14 protein-coding genes are annotated in these 18,835 nt (G+C 53.6%); 7 read left to right on the plus strand and 7 right to left on the minus strand.

Going from position 1 to position 18,835, the window contains the following annotated elements; translation table 11 throughout:
- The first annotated feature begins 81 nt into the window (after window positions 1–81).
- The 6 genes from R9X49_RS19035 (at window position 82) to R9X49_RS19060 (ending at window position 6,259) form a co-directional block, all read left to right on the plus strand.
- A complete protein-coding gene (locus R9X49_RS19035) occupies window positions 82–696 on the plus strand; it encodes a LysE family translocator (protein ID WP_319849910.1) in 615 nt (204 codons plus the stop codon).
- A 103-nt stretch (window positions 697–799) separates the two neighbouring features.
- Window positions 800–1,783: a GlxA family transcriptional regulator gene (locus tag R9X49_RS19040; RefSeq protein WP_319849911.1), complete on the plus strand. Its 984-nt coding sequence runs from the start codon at window positions 800–802 to the stop codon at window positions 1,781–1,783.
- A gap of 134 nt (window positions 1,784–1,917) precedes the next feature.
- Complete coding sequence (locus R9X49_RS19045) at window positions 1,918–3,663, plus strand: alkaline phosphatase (RefSeq protein ID WP_319849912.1); 1,746 nt, start codon at window positions 1,918–1,920, stop codon at window positions 3,661–3,663.
- A gap of 12 nt (window positions 3,664–3,675) precedes the next feature.
- Window positions 3,676–4,155 carry a hypothetical protein gene (locus R9X49_RS19050; protein WP_319849913.1) on the plus strand — a complete coding sequence of 160 codons (480 nt, stop codon included), beginning with the start codon at window positions 3,676–3,678 and terminating at the stop codon, window positions 4,153–4,155.
- Between the two features lie 8 nt (window positions 4,156–4,163).
- Window positions 4,164–4,856: an ABC transporter ATP-binding protein gene (locus tag R9X49_RS19055; protein WP_319849914.1), complete on the plus strand. Its 693-nt coding sequence runs from the start codon at window positions 4,164–4,166 to the stop codon at window positions 4,854–4,856.
- The gene (locus tag R9X49_RS19060; protein WP_319849915.1) at window positions 4,853–6,259 is read left to right on the plus strand and encodes an FtsX-like permease family protein; all 1,407 of its coding nucleotides are present in this window, start codon (window positions 4,853–4,855) and stop codon (window positions 6,257–6,259) included. Before R9X49_RS19055 ends, R9X49_RS19060 begins: the two co-directional genes overlap by 4 nt.
- A gap of 137 nt (window positions 6,260–6,396) precedes the next feature.
- On the opposite strand, the gene R9X49_RS19065 is transcribed toward R9X49_RS19060, so the two are convergent.
- From R9X49_RS19065 to R9X49_RS19085, 5 genes are all read right to left on the minus strand, one after another.
- Window positions 6,397–7,446 (minus strand): asparaginase, encoded by a 1,050-nt coding sequence (locus R9X49_RS19065; protein ID WP_319849916.1) that lies wholly within the window; start codon window positions 7,444–7,446, stop codon window positions 6,397–6,399.
- Window positions 7,447–7,745: 299 nt separating this feature from the next.
- On the minus strand, window positions 7,746–8,582 hold the full coding sequence (gene kduI, locus R9X49_RS19070; protein ID WP_319849917.1) for a 5-dehydro-4-deoxy-D-glucuronate isomerase: 837 nt from the start codon (window positions 8,580–8,582) through the stop codon (window positions 7,746–7,748).
- A gap of 11 nt (window positions 8,583–8,593) precedes the next feature.
- Entirely contained in the window at window positions 8,594–9,550 is a 957-nt protein-coding gene (gene kdgT, locus R9X49_RS19075) for a 2-keto-3-deoxygluconate transporter (RefSeq protein ID WP_319849919.1), read from the minus strand.
- Window positions 9,551–9,877: 327 nt separating this feature from the next.
- Window positions 9,878–10,666, minus strand: coding sequence for an IclR family transcriptional regulator (locus R9X49_RS19080; protein WP_319849920.1), 789 nt, complete (start codon window positions 10,664–10,666; stop codon window positions 9,878–9,880).
- Window positions 10,667–11,013: 347 nt separating this feature from the next.
- Complete coding sequence (locus tag R9X49_RS19085; protein WP_319849922.1) at window positions 11,014–13,347, minus strand: Tex family protein; 2,334 nt, start codon at window positions 13,345–13,347, stop codon at window positions 11,014–11,016.
- 332 nt (window positions 13,348–13,679) lie between these two features.
- Between R9X49_RS19085 and R9X49_RS19090 the strand changes: the two genes are divergently transcribed.
- The gene (locus tag R9X49_RS19090; protein WP_319849923.1) at window positions 13,680–14,963 is read left to right on the plus strand and encodes a citrate synthase; all 1,284 of its coding nucleotides are present in this window, start codon (window positions 13,680–13,682) and stop codon (window positions 14,961–14,963) included.
- A gap of 92 nt (window positions 14,964–15,055) precedes the next feature.
- Here the strand turns inward: R9X49_RS19090 and R9X49_RS19095 are convergent, their stop codons facing one another.
- Together R9X49_RS19095 and R9X49_RS19100 are read right to left on the minus strand one after the other, a co-directional pair.
- Window positions 15,056–16,723, minus strand: a complete 1,668-nt coding sequence (locus tag R9X49_RS19095; protein WP_319849924.1) for a methyl-accepting chemotaxis protein — start codon at window positions 16,721–16,723, stop codon at window positions 15,056–15,058.
- Window positions 16,724–17,035: 312 nt separating this feature from the next.
- A complete protein-coding gene (locus R9X49_RS19100) occupies window positions 17,036–18,751 on the minus strand; it encodes a lysophospholipid acyltransferase family protein (protein ID WP_319849926.1) in 1,716 nt (571 codons plus the stop codon).
- Between the last annotated feature and the right edge of the window lie 84 nt (window positions 18,752–18,835).

Here is an 18,835-nt window from a genome sequence, read left to right on the forward strand (position 1 = left end):
AAACAACACGATTTAGTCCGAACTGTTCATTTCTTCACACTGAACAGTTCGCTCTAATACCTCTGTAAAAGAGGAGATGTTATGGATATTCATGTATGGTTTTACTTCGCGCTTGCCTGTTGCGGTCTTGCTCTGACCCCTGGGCCGAATGCGCTACTGGTCATCACGCACAGTATTCGATTCGGGCCTGCTATCACCCTGTATACCGTTTTGGGCGGCATACTGGCCTTCGCGCTGTTGATGACGGTGTCCCTGTTTGGCATTGACGTGTTGCTTAACATGTACCCTTCTTTCCTGACTTACCTAAAATTTGCCGGCGGCATGTATCTTATCTGGCTGGGTTTCCGGCAGTGGCGGTTAAGGACGTTTAATATCGGTGAGTCTGCGCCATTGGCCGCATCGATAAATCGGTTATCTCTTTTTACTCAGGGTGCTGCGTCGGCAGGGGCAAATCCGAAAGTCTTCTTATTCTTCGGGGCATTTCTCTCTCAATTTATCGATCCGACAAAAGACACATTACTGCAATTTGTCGTGATGGTTGCCACCTTTGCTGCCGTAGAGTTTCTGGTTGAAATGGCTATCAGCCTGACGGCGGGACGATTCCGGGCTTACCTTGCCGAGCATGGCAAAGCCTTTAGTCTGGTCTGCGGTGCTATCTTTATGACGGTTGGCGGGCTGGTGCTGTTTATGCAGTAAACGGTGCTTGCGCTAAAAAGACGCTTTCCCTCGCTGAGCGTTAAAATAGGGTTATCTCTGTCTGGATTGCGTTGTCGTGATCCGTTTTTTGAGCAGGCGTAAAATGGCTGATCCCCTGGTAAAATTTGTTCTGCTGCTGATGCCGGGGTTTTCCCTGCTGTCGGTCGGCGGGTTTCTTGACAAGCTAAGGTTCTCTGGCGATGAGGAGGACTATAGCCGTCAGATGAACTGTTCCTGGACGCTGACCTCGTTGGATAACCAGCCGGTGACAGCCAGTTGTGGGGCCGTACTCGTACCAGACGACGTGGTTTCAACGCAGAAAATACATGCTGGAAACTGCGATTATTTCGTCATTTTCGGTGGGAATACGCCCACCAAAGTAATGTCTGATACCGCCTCTTATCTCCCCTTGCTGCGGCACCTTCGGCGCAGCAAGATCCCACTTGTGAGTGTCGATAACGCCGCCTTTCTTCTCGCGGAGACGGGATTTTCCGGCAAACGCATTCTGGTTCACTGGCGTCATTTTGGTGAGTTTAAAGCCCTGTTTCCGTCTATTACCCCCGTTACGGACAGGAACGTCATGGAGGAAGGAAACCTCTATTCTTGCCCCGGCGGCAGCGCCACCATCGAGCTGGCCGCCTTTCTGCTGGAAAAAAAACTGGGGAGAGAACGGGCTATCAAGGGATTGTCAGATATGTTGGTCGGTGGGTTTGTTCCGCCGTCCAGCCTGACATGGAACAGCCCTGAGCTTGAGGGCGCGTCGACGTCGGTACGACGGGCGCTGACTATCATGCGCCAGAGTCTGGCAAGCAGGCTAACTTCTAAAGAGATTGCCCAGCGCAGCGGCCTGTCGCGGAGACAGCTGGATAGATCGCTGCAAAAGCGCATTGGCCGTACTATCCAGCAGACGTACATGGACATGAGGATCGCTCAGGCCTGTTGGCTGATGCTGCGGACTTCCCGTACTTTGTCCCAAATTGCGGCAGATACCGGTTTTTCCGATCCCAGCCATCTGAGTCGTATTTTCCAGCAACATCTGGGGTTGTCGCCCGGCAAGTGGCGTCGGGTGAATGCGTTCGAAACGTAAAAACCAGCAACACGCTGATTACATGTGTTATCAACAATAGATACAGATGCAATAATTTATGGTGAAATTCATCAAACTGTAAAAAAAAGTAACTACGTTATGTCCTGCTAAACTACGCAACCAAGGACATAACAATGAAAGCTCGCTGGTTACTGCCTTTACTGATTTCTGCTGCGCTGCCAGGAATGGTGCAGGCTCAGGCCATTTATCCCATTGACCGCGCCACCATGCTGGCAGGCGGAAAATTCGATTTTAAAGTCGAGTTTGATGAAGTACTTAAGCCGGAAGATATCCGTATTCTGATCAACGGCAAGGATTACCAGCAGGTGCTGGGCAAAACGGCCTCGTTTGTTGAGCGTGAAGATGGTGGCAACGCGTCCACGATCTGGCTGCGGGACGTGAACTTGCCGGAAGCGGGCAAGTATGTGGTAGAGGCGGAAGCCAAAGGCAAAAAGACGCAGGTGAACTGGGAGGTTTATTCGGCGTCCGGTACGCGTAAAGCCAAAAACGTCATTCTGTTCATCGGCGATGGCCTGTCCGTTGCGCACCGTACTGGCGCGCGCATCCTGTCAAAAGGGGTGACGGAAGGGAAAGCCGACGGTCGTCTGGCGATTGATGATCTGCAATATATGGCGTTTGCCGGTACGTCCAGTACCGACTCTATCGCGGCCGACAGCGCCAACACCATGAGCGCCTACATGACTGGTCACAAATCCGGTGTGAACGCACTGGGTGTGTACGTCAGCCGTAGCAAAAATTCACTGGAACACCCAAAGCAGGAAACGCTGGGTGAGCTGTTGACCCGTTCTACCAAGATGTCTGTCGGCGTAGTCAGCGATGCTGAACTTCAGGACGCCACGCCAGCGGCAGTTGTCTCTCATACTCGCCGTCGTGCGGATAAAGCCGAAATCGTCGAGATGTTCTACAACGTGCAGCCTACCGTCATGCTGGGCGGCGGTTCCGCTTACTTCCTGCCGAAAAGCACACCGGGCTCGAAGCGTAAAGACGAAACCAACTACGTTGAGAAATTCCAGCAGGCGGGTTATTCACTGGTCACCGATGCGGATTCACTGAAGAAAAACGCGGCACAGGCCACCAAGCTGCTGGGGCTGTTCCACACTGGCAACATGGATGGCGTGATAGATCGTCGTTTCCTGAAAAATGACGTTGCCAAGAAATTCCCTAACCAGCCTGATCTGACAGATATGACGCAGGCGGCACTGGATGTGCTGTCTAAAAACAAGGACGGTTTCTTCCTGGTGGTAGAATCCGCGCTGATCGATAAAGCGTCTCACCCGCTGGATTGGGAACGTGCTTTCACCAGCACCATCATGCTGGATCAGTCTGTTGCCATCGCTAAACAGTTCGCAGAGAAAAACCCGGATACGATGATTATCGTGACGGGCGACCATACTCACGGTCTGTCTATCATCGGTACTGTGGACGATAACAAGCCGGGTACGGAGATGCGTGAGAAGGTTGGCGTGTATGAAGAGGCGGGCTATCCGAACTATAAGGATGCCAACAAAGACGGTTATCCGGATGACCTGAACGTCTCCAAGCGTCTGGCCGTGTTCTTCAACAACTACCCAGACTATTACGAAACATTCCGTCCGAAGCTGGATGGCCAGTTCGTTCCTGCTATCAAGAACGAAAAAGATGAATACGTTGCCAACAAAGCCTACGAGAAAGTGCCAGGCGCGGTATTCCGTGAAGGGATTCTGCCACGCTCTTCCGATACGGGTGTTCATGCCGTTGACGATATGGTGATTCAGGCTAGCGGCCCAGGCGCAGAACGTATCCGTGGCTACATGGAAAACACCGATCTGTTCCGGGTGATTGTGGACGCTCTTGCGGTTAAACCGCAGGACAAAAAGTAATCCTACGACGCTATGAATAATGCGAAATGCAGCAAAGCGGGGGCAACCCCGCTTTTATTCTCTTGGCTGCGTGCGGTGCTGGTGCTCCTCCTCCTCGGCGGTATTGCCCCGGTGAAAGCCGCGCAGTCTGAACTTTCCTTCGATAAGCTGTACGCCTCTTACGGCGTGCTGGGTCTGGAATTCTCCAATGAAGTTAAAGCGCTCTCCGGTAAACGGGTAAAGATGCGCGGCTTTATGGCGCCGCCGCTCAAGGCGGAGTCACAATTCTTTGTATTAACCAAAATGCCGATGGCGCTGTGCCCCTTCTGTTCGTCTGATGCGGACTGGCCTGAAGATATTGTCGTTGTCTATCTCTCCAAACGTCAGACCTTCGTACAGAACAACACCATGATTGAGGTGGAAGGTGTGCTGGAGCATGGATCGTGGACCGATCCTGAAACGGGTTTTGTCAGCCTGCTGCGACTGCGTGAAGCCACGTTCGATACCCTTTAGGAGCGCTGATGGCTGAGTTATTGATTCAACACCTAAGTGTGACCTTCCCCGATACGTCTGAGGCAGTGCTGGATATTCCCGCGCTGTCTATTCGTTCTGGCGAGCGGGTTGCGGTGATGGGGCCTTCCGGTTCCGGTAAGACCACGCTGGTGAATGCTATTACCGGGATGGATCACAGCGGAACGGGCAGTGTGCAGTGGGAAAAGCAGGATATCTGGCAGATGAACGAAGCGGAACGCGACCGCTGGCGGGCGCAGCATATTGGATTGGTGATGCAGGATTTCCATCTTTTCCCCGGTCTGAATGCGCTGGAAAACGTCTTGCTGCCCGCACAGTTTCACCACTGGCGGATCCCCGCATCGCTCAGGCAGCGTGCGGCGGATTTGCTGGCACAGGTGGGGCTGGATACCGCGAAACGCCCGATTGAAGTGCTATCACGCGGCGAGAAGCAGCGGGTTGCCGTCGCGAGAGCGTTGCTCAGCAAGCCAGATATTATCGTTGCCGATGAACCAACAGCCAGTCTGGACGCGCACAGCGGCGAGCAGATTGCCGATCTGCTGGTGACGCTGGCGCGCGATAGCCGTGCAACGCTTATCGCGATTACGCACGATGTGCGTCTGGCTTCGCAGATGTCGCGCTGTATTCAACTGGAAAAAGGACGCCTCGTGGCGGACACGCCGTATCAGGAGGATCGCGCATGATTCCTTGGCGTCTTATCTGGGTCGACTGGCGTCGGCTCTGGCCGGGTGTGCTGGTCGTGGTGTTGCTGATCGCGATGGCGACAGCGTTAAGTATTTCGGTGAGTTTGCAGGAAAGAGCGCTGCGCATGGGCAGTGCCAAAGCCGCTGACCGTTTTGATCTGGTGATTGGCGCGCCGGGGAGTGAAACCCAACTGGTGCTGTCGTCCGTGTTCCTGCAACCGTCTGCGCTGACGTTGATTCCCGCGCAGGTGCTGACCGATCTGGAAAAGAACCCACTGGTCGCCTGGGCGGCACCGGTTGCGTTTGGTGATTTCTATCAGGGGATGCCGATTGTCGGTACCACGCCACCGCTGGTTACGGATAACGGTAAGCGGCAGCTTACCGCCGGACGCGTGTTCAACGACGGCTTTGAGGCCGTAGTAGGGGCGCAAACGGGGCTGACCGTGGGGAGTACGTTCAGTCCCATTCATGGTCAGGTGGGCGTGGAAGGGGCGCATGCGCACGATGACGTCATCTACACCGTTGTCGGCGTGCTGCCTGCTGACGGCAGCGCGTGGGATAAAGCGATTCTGGTGCCGGTGAACGCGGTATGGCGGGTACACGGCATCCACCCACCGCATGGTGCGGACGATGCGCACCACGATCATGACGCACATGAGCATGAGGGGGAGCATGACGAACATGGGCATGATGAAACCGCACATACGGAAGGCGAGCAGCATGCTGATGAGCACCATAATGATGCTCATCCCGCGGAAGGTGCAGAAAGCGACGATCATCATGCCGATACTGATGCCGCTCAGCCGGTAACGGCTTCACACGCTGACGAACACGACGAGGCAGAAGCACACGGCCATGCGCATCAGGCTGGTTTGCCCGCTATCGTGGTGAAACCGAAAACAATCGCGGGGGCCTATCAGCTGCGTTCGCTGTATCGCAGCAATACAACGCTGGCGGTGTTCCCCGGCGAAGTGCTGGTGAAGCTCTACTCGATGCTGGGCGATATTCGTGAACTGCTGACCTATATCTCGCTGGGGACGCAGGGGCTTGTGGGCGTCGCGGTGGCGATGGTGGCGGTTATCCACCTGCGGCAGCGGCAGAAACAGATCGGCGCACTCCGTGCCTTTGGCGCACCGCGTTACGGCATTTTCACGCTGATTTGGAGTGGGCTGATGTCGCTGGTGAGCGTCGGCGTACTGCTGGGCGTCGGCCTGGGCTACCTTGCGGCCCGTGCGATTGCGGTGGTCATGAGCGAAAAAAGTGGCTTCGTTCTGCCAGTGACGCTGGAATGGGAAGACATCCACTTCGTCCTGCTTCTGTTGCTGGTCGCCGCCGTGGTGCTCACGATTCCGGCTATGCTGTCCTACCGTCAATCACCCGCAACGGCGCTACGCGGCGAGTAAGTGCGGTGAATAACGGTGTGCGCCGTCGGAAATGATGGCGCACGTCTACATCCATAGTAAAACATACGTTGTTTTGAAAAGGTATCCCGACAGATTCACACTGTGGGATACCTCATTCTTACTGCCTAACCCCGTGATTACTGCTCGAAATAGCTGCGGATTTTCTCGATGTCGTCGCCGTTAGACAACGCCAGCGAAAGCAGAATGCGTGCTTTTTGCGGGTTGTAGAACCCGCTGCCGATAGCGCCATCTTTCTTCTTATCGGTCACATAGCCGTTGCCGGTGCGCGTGCTGATCACCACCGGAATGCCTTTGGCTACCGCTTTCTTGATGTCTTCTTTGATACGCGTGGGCGTAGAACCGTTACCGCTGCCCGCGATAATGATGCCTTTTGCGCCCTGTTCAATGGCGGCATTCAGCAGGCCGCTGTCTTGATCCTGATAACCGTACAGAATGTCGACTTTCGCCAGCGTTTCCTTATTGCTTACGTCAAAGAACGGTTTGTTTTCGGGGGCGGCTGGCTGGTAAAAGAAGCGCGGAACGCCGCCGTAGAATGCGCCCAGATAGCCTTGTTCATTGGCTTTGAACGTGTCCAGCGACGTGGCGTTGGTTTTAGTGGTATAGAAGGCGGAGCCGATGCGATCGTTCAGCAGCACCATCGCACCGCGTTTTTCCGCGTTCTTACTCGTCGCCAGCGTGACGGCTTCCAGCAGGTTCATGGAACCGTCCGCGCTGATGGCGGTGGCGGGACGCATCGCGCCAACGATAACTACCGGCTTATCGCTTTTTACCGTCAGATCTAAAAAGAACGCCGTCTCTTCTAACGTGTCAGTGCCGTGAGTGATGACGACACCGTGCGTGTTTGCATCGCTTAACTGTTTGTTAATCGCTTTGGATAGCTTCAACAGAATGGCCTGGTCGATATTGCCGCTGGCGGTGTTGGCGATTTGCTCGCCTGTCACCGTCGCGACATCGCCAATGGCTGGCACGGCATTCAACAGTTCCTGAATGCCGATAGCGCCTGCCTGATAACCTGTCGTGGCCGTATTGGATTCTGCCTTTCCGGCGATGGTGCCGCCGGTAGCGTATATCGTGACGCCAGGTTTGACGTCATCGGCCAGCAGCGCATGGGACGACAGCATTAGACAAGCGGCGGTGATGGTGCGAGCGATGAATGAAAGTTGCATTGGCAGGTCCTTGTTTTTGTATGGGAAAACAAGAACGAAGCAACTTCTATACCAATGCTTATTCATCTATTAGTAAGCTAATTAATGGCGGAAAGCCTTTGGTTTGGTGCACAGCGTGGGGCGTTGGCAGCTGTATTGCACTGCAATGGTGAGCGCAGCGGCAGTGAAGGGGATGAAAGGGGCGACTGGTGTTGATAACCTGGAATGACGTCATGCGACGTCCTACTGACGTGGTATTAAAACAGGGTGAACGAGGCTCACCCTGCTGTATTTTACGATCAGCTGTAACCGCTGACCGATTAGCGTAAATCCAACATTGCGATATGGTCCATATCGTCAAACGTCAGGTTTTCGCCGATCATGCCCCAGATAAAGGCATAGTTTTTCGTGCCGACGCCGGTGTGAATCGACCAACTGGGGGAGATTACCGCCTGCTCGTTATGCATCACCAGATGGCGCGTTTCATGCGGCTCACCCATCATATGGAAAATAATGGTGTCTTCCGCCATGTCAAAATAGAAGTACACTTCCATTCTGCGTTCATGGGTATGTGTCGGCATGGAATTCCAGTTGCTGCCTTCCGCCAGACGCGTTAATCCCATACTCAGCTGGCAGGTGTCCACCACTTCCGGCACCAGATATTTGCAAATCGTCCGCTTGTTGCAGGTTTTGACGTCTCCCAACGGTGCTTTGATCGCATCGTCCTGCGTAATGATGCGTGTCGGGTAAACGGCATGCGCCGGTGCGCTGTTATAATACAGTTTTGCCGGTTTGGCTTTATCCAGGCTGCTGAATGCTAAGGCTTTGGTTCCCTTTCCGACATAGAGCGCTTCCTCATTGCCAACTTCATAGCTTGTGCCGTCGATGACAATTTTTGCCGGGCCGCCGATATTAATCAGCCCCAGTTCACGCCGCTCAAGAAAATAGTTCACGCCAAACTGTTTGCCGATACCGTCGTCAAACGTTATCTCGCCATCCACTGGCATAATTCCGCCCACCACAATACGGTCGATATGGCTGTAAGTCATGGTGTACTGATTTGGCGTAAATATCTGCTCAATCAGAAATTTCTTTCTCAGCTCAGTGGTATCAAGCGTTTTCGCATGTTCACTGTGTACACTTTGTCGTACGTCCATTTTGTTACCTTTTATGCGTGTTTAGGTGAAAAGCGTTTTGCCCATAATGCCGTGATGACGGGCACCAATACTGACGTCACGATGACGCTGGTGGCGACTAGCGCTGTCGCCTGTTGAGCAACCGGCGCGAATTCTGGAGCCATATTGGCGATGAGCAGAGGTGTGGCGACGGCGGCACCTGCGCTGCTGGATGCGGCCACGCCTGCGGTTCCATTACCGCCGCCGATGAATTTATCCGCCAGAATCAACGGAATACCCGTAACCACAATCACCAGCAGGCCGAGGAAGATACCCGCGAAGCCAGTTTGAAGGATCACGGCTAAATTAATCGTGTTGCCCAACGCAAAAGCGAAGAAAGGAATCAGCGTTTGTACTGAATTACCGAACAGCTTTCTCAGGTCCGGGTCCAGGTTGCCTAGTGCGAAACCAATCAGGAAAGGCAGGACCGCGCCGACAAATAGCTGAGGTTCAAAGGTGGCAATGCCGCTGGCACCCAGAATGACCATGGTCATCAACGGGCCGGATTCCAGAGACATCAGGACGAACGCGCCTGCCTCTTCTTTCGAGCCGTATTGGTTCATCAGTGCGGCGTACAAACCGCCGTTCGTCATGTCCATTGCCGCGACTAGCGCCAGCACGGAGATCCCGGCCAGCATACCGTTTTGGATGCCATCTCCCGGCAAGAATGTGCCCGCGATCAGCGCCACAACCCAGGCCGTGGCGATTTTGGTGACTACCAGAACGCCTGATTTTCTCAGCATCGTTCCCGTCGCTTTAAATTCGATGGACGCACCCATGCAGAAAAACCAGACTGCCAGAATAGGGATAGTGCCGGTAATCAGGCCGTTACTGAAAGACCCTAAATATTTCCCCGCGCCTGGCGTAAAGGTATTACAGAGTGCGCCCAAAAAGAGCGGCACCAGCATTAATCCCCCTGGGATTTTATCAATAGCTTGTTTGATTTTCATAAAAGACCTCATTAAAAGATAAAAGCATGTTCAGCCCGCTTTCAGTGAAAGCAGAAAGATGTTTGATATAAAGTAATATATGTAAATAAAACCTAATCGGTTATTACCCGATTCCATTAAATAGTGAAGATGGCTACCCTTATTATTAAATTGATAATGAATACTATTCGTTGTCTTGATATTTATGGTCTTAGCCATTTTTCAGGTATAAATGGCCTTCCCGTAATGCGTAATTCGCGCTTACGGGTTTTTATGTCGTGACGATTACTGAATGACGTTCAAGACGTCACTCATTAAAATTGACTATGGCTGTTTTCGATAAATATATTATCTAATATCAATATTCCGGCTGTTAATATGATCGGTAATTGCTTTGCTGGTTTTAATCAGGCTTGCCAGATGCTTCTCTTTTTTTCCATTAGCATATTGTGATTGCATACCGTTAACGCCGATGGCAGCGATGACCTCGCCGTTTTGGTTAAAAATCGGTGCGGCCATACAGCAGATTTCTTCTATATCTTCGCCGTCATCTATAGCCCAGCCCTGTTCCTTGACGATTTTCAGGTGCTGTAGGAAATCTTCTTTATTGGTAATCGTCCGGGGTGTCAAATATTCGAAGGTACAATCGGCAATGAGTGAGTCAATTCTTTCCTGTGGTAGCCAGGCCAATAGCACTTTTCCCAGAGACATACGGTTAAATACAATTTTCTTACCTTCCCAGGATGTTTTTACGATGGCCTTGGGAGATTCCACTTTACTCAGGAAGAAACCGTTATCGCCGTCCAGAATACCGAGATGGCAGGTCAACTCCGTCTCTTTGACCAGTTCATGCATAAAATTAATGGTGTCTTTACGCAGATCGATATTCTTTATTACCAGACCGCCCAGCTCAAACAGTCTTAATCCCAAAACATAACGGCCATCAGCACGCTGGCGCAGCAACTGTGTCACCACCAATACTTCTAACAGGTGGTGTACGCTGCTTTTCGGGATAGACAAATCAGTACAAATCTCAGTGAAGCTGGCTTCGTCATGTTTAGCGATGTAGTCAATAATCATCACCAAACGGACGGCTGCTGGCGCTTTACTGTGTTCGAGCTGTTGGAATATATTCATGATTGTTCTATATATAAAACTACGGTTTCCTATATAGAACAATAATAACGCAACGGTAATTTATTTACCTAGATGCAGATCACAAAATAACCGTGAAATGGTTGAATATTTCAATATAAATGAAACGTAGTTTTATTAGGGAAACAAGATAGCGCTATTTTGGCGAGAAAGAGAAAGATGCCAGACCTTATGAAAATAAGGTCTGGCTAATAGTAGAATGGTTATTAGCGAATATAGGTCACTTAAGCCCGTTATTAGGGGAAACACAGGGGGGAGGTTCCCGCAGGAGGCCTCACCCCTGTGGTCGCCCCGTGTATCTCGATGCTTAAACGATCGGCATGAGGTGATTAACGCTTTTTAAAGGCGGCGGCTAACGCATCACCCATCGCGCTGTTGCCTGTAGCGGGTGCGTTAGCCGGACGAGGACGTGATTTACCTGCTGGCTGACGCGATGAGGTGTTGTTATCGCCGCGCGCATTGCCACCGCCACGGCGCGATGACGTCTCACCCGGCTGTTCATCAAGGCGCATGGTCAGCGCGATGCGCTTGCGTTGCAGATCCACTTCCATCACTTTCACTTTTACGATGTCGCCTGCTTTCACGACCTTGTGCGGGTCATCGACGAAATGATCGGCCAGTGACGAAATGTGGACCAAACCGTCCTGATGGACGCCGATATCCACAAACGCGCCAAAGTTGGTGACGTTGGTGACCGACCCTTCCAGAATCATGCCCGGCAGCAGATCGTTTAAGGTTTCCACTCCCTCGGCGAAGCTGGCGGTTTTAAACTCAGGACGCGGATCGCGGCCCGGTTTTTCCAGCTCTTTGATGATGTCGGTCACGGTCGGTACACCGAAACGCTCATCGGTGAAATCTGCTGGTTTCAGGTTACGCAGCGCGTTGGGGTTCCCCATCAGCGCCTGCAACGCCTGTTCGGTTGCCGCCAGAATGCGCTCTACGACCGGATACGCTTCCGGGTGGACGGTAGAAGCATCCAGTGGGTTATCGCCGTGGTTGATGCGCAGAAAGCCCGCACACTGTTCAAAGGCTTTTGGCCCCAGACGGCTGACTTTCAGCAGCTGTTCGCGGTTGTGGAAGCGGCCATTCTCATCGCGCCAGGTCACAATATTTTGCGCCATCATGCGCGTCAGTCCGGCGACACGCGTTAACAGCGCCACGGACGCGGTGTTCAGGTCAACGCCGACGGCGTTTACGCAGTCTTCGACCACCGCATCCAGTTTCTTCGCTAGCAGACTCTGGCTTACATCATGCTGATACTGGCCCACGCCGATGGATTTCGGGTCGATCTTCACCAGCTCCGCCAGCGGATCCTGCAAACGACGGGCGATCGACACCGCGCCGCGCAGCGAGACATCCAGATCGGGGAATTCCAGCGCAGCTAGCTCGGAGGCGGAATACACCGACGCGCCTGCTTCGCTGACGATCACTTTCTGTGCTTTGATATCTGGGAACTGTTTCTGCGTGTCGAGGAAGAAACGCTCGGTTTCACGTGAGGCGGTACCGTTGCCGATCGCCACCAGCTCAACCTGATGCTTGAGGCACAGCGCGGCCACAACCGTAGCCGCTTTAGCTGCCTGACCGGTATGCGGATAAATGGTGTCGGTCGCGACCAGCTTGCCCGTGGCATCCACCACCGCGACTTTTACGCCAGTACGCAGGCCGGGATCGAGACCCATCGTGGCGCGCATGCCTGCCGGAGCGGCCATCAGCAGGTCGTGCATGTTGCGGGCGAAGACGTTGATTGCTTCATCTTCGGCCTTTTCGCGCACGCTGCCCATCAGTTCGGTTTCAAGGTGCAGCAGCACTTTAATACGCCACGTCCAGCTAATCACCGCGCGTCGCCAGCTGTCTGCTGCGGCATTCCCCAAACGCAGGTTTAGGTGGTCGATAATAATCTGTTCGCAGTAGCTCTCACGCGGCGCTTCTTCATGTTGCGGATCGGCATTCAGCGCCAGCTGCAGCACGCCTTCGTTACGGCCACGGAACATCGCCAGTGCGCGGTGTGAAGGCACCTGAGCAATCGGTTCATGATGATCGAAATAGTCACGGAACTTCGCGCCTTCTTCCTCTTTCCCTTCCACGACACGGGAAACCAGATGGGCGTTTTTCCACAGGTAGTTACGCACTTTTGCCAGCAGCGTGGCATCTTCGGCAAAGCGTTCCATCAGGATGTAACGCGCGCCGTCCAGCGCGGCTTTCACGTCCGCTACGCCTTTCTCGGCATCGACATAAGCCTGAGCCGTCAGCTCCGGATCCTGGCTTGGGTCTTGCCACAGGCCGTCGGCCAGCGGTTCCAGACCGGCTTCAATCGCGATTTGGCCGCGCGTGCGGCGCTTCGGTTTATACGGCAGATAGAGATCTTCCAGCTCGGTTTTGCTCAGTGTGCCGTTAATGGCAGTGGCGAGCTGTGGGGTTAATTTTCCCTGCTCGTCGATGGATTTCAGAATAGTCTGGCGTCGATCTTCCAGTTCACGCAGGTAGCCGAGACGCGTTTCGAGCTGACGCAACTGGGTGTCATCCAGCCCGCCGGTCACTTCTTTACGGTAACGGGCGATAAAAGGGACGGTATTTCCTTCGTCCAGCAGACGGACTGCGGCGTCTACCTGCTCCGTACGCGCCTGCAATTCGCTGGCGATAATGTGGCTTAATGAATCATTCATGGGTCTGATATCAGTCGTCATCAAGTGAATTAAATAAGTGAGGACAGTTATACGGATTGAGCGTGCAAAATGCCAGCCGCTGCCGTCTGGAAAACGCGGATGATCTCGCGTTGTTCAGTGCAACAAAATTTACCTAAATCAATATTCCGTCAGATTCTTGCAATCCACGCACGATTTTAGCGTATGACATACGTTGGCTTGTTTCACGGTGAATTGAGTGTCGCTGTAAATGGCGTGTCGCGTTAATCAGGGTATGTAGCACGGAATGACCTATCCAGAAGCCCGTGAGAGCGAACGAGAACAACATCATTATTCGGGCAGGAGAAAGGTTCATGACAGTCAGAACGTCCACGTTGACGGCAGAAGGGCAGGCGAGTATCGCGCTGGAGATGCGTTCCGGCGTGCTGGGGAAAGCGGCGGTGGATATTCGCCCGCTTGGTGAAAATGGGCTGTGTAGCTATGATCCCGGTTTTGCCAATACGGCAGGATGTGAATCGGCGATTACCTATATTGATGCGGTGAATAGCGTGCTGCTGCATCGGGGTTTCCCTGTCGAACAGCTTGCTGAGCAGTGTGACTTTACCGAAGTCTGTTACATCCTGCTGCATGGCGAAGCGCCTTCGGCGGAGGCGTATGCGAAATTTGCCGACAACATTACCCGCCATACGCTGGTTCATGAGCAAATTACCCGGATGTTCAGCGGTTTTCGTCGCGATTCCCATCCGATGGCGCTGATGTGCGCGGTGGTGGGCGCGCTGGCTGCGTTCTATCACGATGTGTTGGATATCCATAATGCGGAGCATCGCGAGCTGGCGGCGGTGCGGCTGCTGTCGAAAATGCCGACGCTGGCGGCGATGTGCTACAAATATTCCATCGAACAGCCGTCTGTTTATCCCCGCAATTCACTCTCTTATACCGGCAACTTCCTGCACATGCTGTTTTCAATTCCGGCGGAGAAATATGAGGTGAATCCGGTGCTGGAACGGGCGATGAACCGTATCCTGATTCTGCATGCCGATCATGGTCAATGCCCGTCAACGATGGCGGTCAGAGCGTCTGGTTCTTCCGGCGCAAACCCGTTTGCCTGCATTGCGGCTGGGTTGGCATCGATGTGGGGGCCGCTGCACGGCGGAGCGAACGAAGCCTGTATGCGCATGCTGGAAGAGATCAAAACGGTCGATCGCGTCCCTGAATTCGTACGACGTGCGAAAGATCGCTGTGACTCATTCCGCCTGATGGGGTTCGGTAACTCGGTCTACCAGCATTTTGATCCCCGCGCGGCGATTCTGCGTAAAACCTGTTACGAAGTGCTCAATGAACTGGGTACGGAAGACAGCCTGTTGCAGGTGGCGATGGAGCTGGAACATATCGCCATGACCGATGCGTATTTTCTGGAGAATAGACTGTATCCGAGCGTCGATTTCTATACGTCGGTCATCCTGAAAGCGATGGGGCTGCCGCCGTCCATGTTTACGGTCATTTCCACCGTCGGCAGGACGATCGGTTGGATTGCGCATTGGGATGAGATGCACAAGCAGGATGAAATCAGCATCTACCGTCCGCGCCAAATTTATACCGGACAGCCGCGCCGTGATTATGTTTCCAAAAAAGACTGATGTTTCCCAAAAGTTTCCAGTTAGAGCAATGACGTGATTGTCACCATGATGCCGATGCCGTGGCATCATGGTGATAGTGAACAGGAATAAGCCTAGAATTTTTCCCAGTTATCCTGTGTGTTGCCGACTGGCGCGAGGGCTAAGCGAGCCGGTTGTGCTTTCTTCGCCATCGGTGCCGGGCGGGCTGCTGGTGTGCCGCGCAGGTGGAAATGGTTCATGAGCGCAACCAGATGGGATGACTGTTCGCGCAGGCTGGTTGCCGCATTGGCGGATTCTTCCACCAGCGTCGCGTTCTGCTGGGTAACCTGATCGAGCTGGTTCACCGCATCATGAATTTGCGAAATGCCGGATTCCTGCTCCTGCGTTGTCGTCCCGATCTCGCTGATTAAATCCGCCACGCTGCGTGCCTGACGCACTAGCTCATCAATGGTGCTGCCGGTGTCTTCAACCAGACGGTTGCCCGCTTCCACTTTTTCGACGCTGGTATTGATGAGTAACGCAATCTCTTTAGCGGCGGAGGCGGAGCGCTGTGCCAGCGAGCGCACTTCCCCAGCCACCACGGCGAAGCCGCGGCCTTGCTCACCAGCACGTGCGGCTTCGACCGCCGCATTCAGCGCCAGAATGTTGGTCTGAAAAGCGATGCCGTCAATGACGCTGATGATATCGCGGATTTTGTGTGAGCTGTCGGAGATTTCTTTCATGGTAATCACCATATCGCCTATCGCCTCGCCGCCCTTGGTCGCGGTTTCACTGGCCTGGCTGGCAAGCTGAGTGACGCTACGCACGGTATGCGCATTCTGACGAATCGCCTGACTCATCTGTTCCATCGACGCCGCGGTCTGCTGCAGGCTGGCGGCCTGTTCTTCCGTGCGCTGGCTCAGGTTTTCGCTGCCAGCGGCGATTTGGCTGGAGCCGGAAGCGATAGCTTCGCTGCTCTGCCGCACCTGCTCAACGATATCGCCCAGGTTATTACTCATGTGGCGCATGGTGGCTAACAGGCTGCTGTGATCATCCGGCTTGATGTGGATATCAACGGCCAGATCGCCATCAGCCACCTGCCGGGCAACGTGGGTGGCGTAGAGCGGTTCGCCACCCAGCTGATTTTTCAGCGTGCGGGTAATCAGCCAGGCCACGACCGCGGCCATCGCAGCGGCGGCAAGGGCGAGAATCAGCATAATCACGCTGCCGGAGTACGCGCTATGCTGTGCGTGGCTGACAATCTCGTTGGTATCCTGCTGCTGTGAGGCCATCATCGCGTCCAACACTTTGAACAATGCGTTTTGCGCGGGCTGCATCTCATTGAGAATAATGGCGTTACCTTTCAGACGCTGCTCGGGATCGGTGGATTGCACCAGTTCTATGGCTTTCAAAAAGGCCGCAAGGTACGGCGGGCGAGTGTCCTGAAACTGTTTCAGCAGCGCGCTGGTGCCTTCGGTATCCAGCTGTTGCCCCAGCTTTTTCAGATTAGCGGTGTTGCGGGCGATTTGCTCATCGACGAACTGCTTTTCCTGCCTGATTTGCTCAGGGTTGGTGCTGATTGCAATGTTGCGGATCAGGCGGGCATTGGCGTCAAAACCGGCTTTCACTTCCTGAATCAATAACATGTTCGCTAACGTCGTGCCGGAAAGCCGGTTGATGTCGTTACCCAGCCCAACCAGTTGGAGTCGTCCGAAGAATGCCACCATCAAGCTGATGATGATAACCAGAGAAAATCCCATACCCAGCATCTTGCCGAGTTTGATTCTGTTCAGCATATTCATAAACATCCTTAATTTTTTGACATGCTATGAAGGCATAACGGAGGGGGCTTGCTATCGTAATTGATGCAAGTAATGACAAGGAATTATAGCTATGTTTTGCATTTTCGGGATACATCGGTAACTCCCGCGCTCAAAAACATATCGATAAGAATATCTTTAATATCGGCAGGAAAAGCGTTCAGTTGATCACGTAAATTACGGCAAACGGGATTTCGTATGAAATGTGTGATCTGAGAGACAAAATGCGCGGTGTTATGGTGTGGGTTAATGCAGGCGGTGCGTTAGCTCGTTATAAGCTAACGCACCGGTCAATCAAGAAGCACTATCGCTAACAAATGGAGCGATATAGCGCTGATAACGTGATTCTTTCAGCTGTTGCAGGTCGACCAGCACCAGGCCGTCGATGCAGTTATTGAAATCGGGGTCGATGCCGAAGTCAATAAACCGCACGCCTCCCGGTTCACACAGCTCCGAATACTGCTTGTAGAGCGTGGGGATCGCGCAGCCCATGTTGCTGAGCATGCTTTTCAACCTTGTGAGATCCTGCTGGTAGTCCGTTCCTTCAAACTGTTTCAGCACGTCAGGCAGCGAGGCCGGATACGGGCGACGCGACGTTGCCAGCGGCTGGTCGGGCGTGAAGTGCAGGCGGTAAAACGCAACCAGCAAATCGCGGGCATTTGACGGTAGGGTTCCGGAAAGCGACACCGGACCGAACAGGTAGCGGTGTTCCGGGTAACGCGCCAGATAGGCACCAATGCCTAGCCAGAGATAATCCAGCCCGCGCTTACCCCAATATTTGGGCTGAATGAAACTGCGCCCCAGCTCAATGCCCGACGCCAGTATCGGATCCATTTCGTCACCGTACTGGAACAGGCTGTGGCTATAGAGACCGCTTTTCCCTTTTTCGGCGATCAGACTTGCCGTCGAGACAAAGCGATAGGCACCGACAATCTCCAGTTCGCGCTCGTCCCACAGGATTAGGTGCAAATAATCATCATCATAGCTGTCCAGATCGCGGCGTTGCCCTGAGCCTTCGCCCACGGCCCGGAAGGCGATTTCGCGCAGGCGTCCGAGTTCGCGCAACAGCGGCACGTAATCTTCTTCACCGCGACGATACAGATAGACAATCTTGCCATCCGGTGTGGTGCCCAGCGTTTCACACTCTGACAGCGCGCGCTTCAGCAGCACGCGGTCTTCGGCCAGCGCAATGGGTTTTTCACCGGTAAAACAGCCGGGCTTTCCTTGTCCCAGACGATAAACGTGACGTCGGAAACGGGCCGCCAGATCGTTAGCGTTCCACTCGCCCTGACTCCAGGACGCGTAGGGAATTCTGGCACCGATACGCAGCTTGAGGGTTTGGTCGCGCTGACCAAACATTTCTCTCACCAGCAAGAGGGTGGATAGCGGGCGATAAACCATGGAGGAGAGATAAAACAGCGCGCTGTTGCGTCCGCCGATATGAATCGGGACCACAGGCGCGCGGGCTTTGCTCGCCATGCGGATAAAACCATTATGCCAGTGACCGTCGCGAATCCCTTGCAGGCTGACGCGTGAAACCTCGCCCGCCGGGAAGACGATGATCGCGCCGTCTCCTTCCAAATGCTGCTGGATGGCGTTGACCTGTTGGCGTTTGGTACGGTTATTGAAATTATCGACGGAAAAAAACAGATTTTTGAGCGGGGCGACATAAGAGAGTAGCTGGCTGGCGACGATGCGGACATCGGGCCTGACGCTGGCGACGGTGCGCAGTAGCGCCAAACCGTCCAGTGAGCCAATCGGGTGGTTGGCAACCAACACCACCGGCCCCTGACTGGGGATATTTTCTAAATCCCCTTCGACCATTTCACAATTGAAGTTGAAGTAATCAAGAATCTGCTCAACCAGATCCAAGCCTTTCAAATGTGGGTAACGCCGGGCAAATTGCTGCATTTCATTTTCAAATAGCAGAGAACGCAAAACCGTTTTCTGCCAGGGTGGCGTATGGCGATGCGGGGCAAGATCTTGCAGAATGGCGTCTAAGCTAAACATAAATCGTTCTCCGTAGCTCTCCGTGGCTAAAAGTACGGGATAGAAATGACATATTTATGTCTGTTGATAGATTATTAGCCAAAA

Source organism: Pectobacterium carotovorum (genome assembly GCF_033898505.1).
GTDB classification, from domain to species: domain Bacteria; phylum Pseudomonadota; class Gammaproteobacteria; order Enterobacterales; family Enterobacteriaceae; genus Pectobacterium; species Pectobacterium carotovorum_J.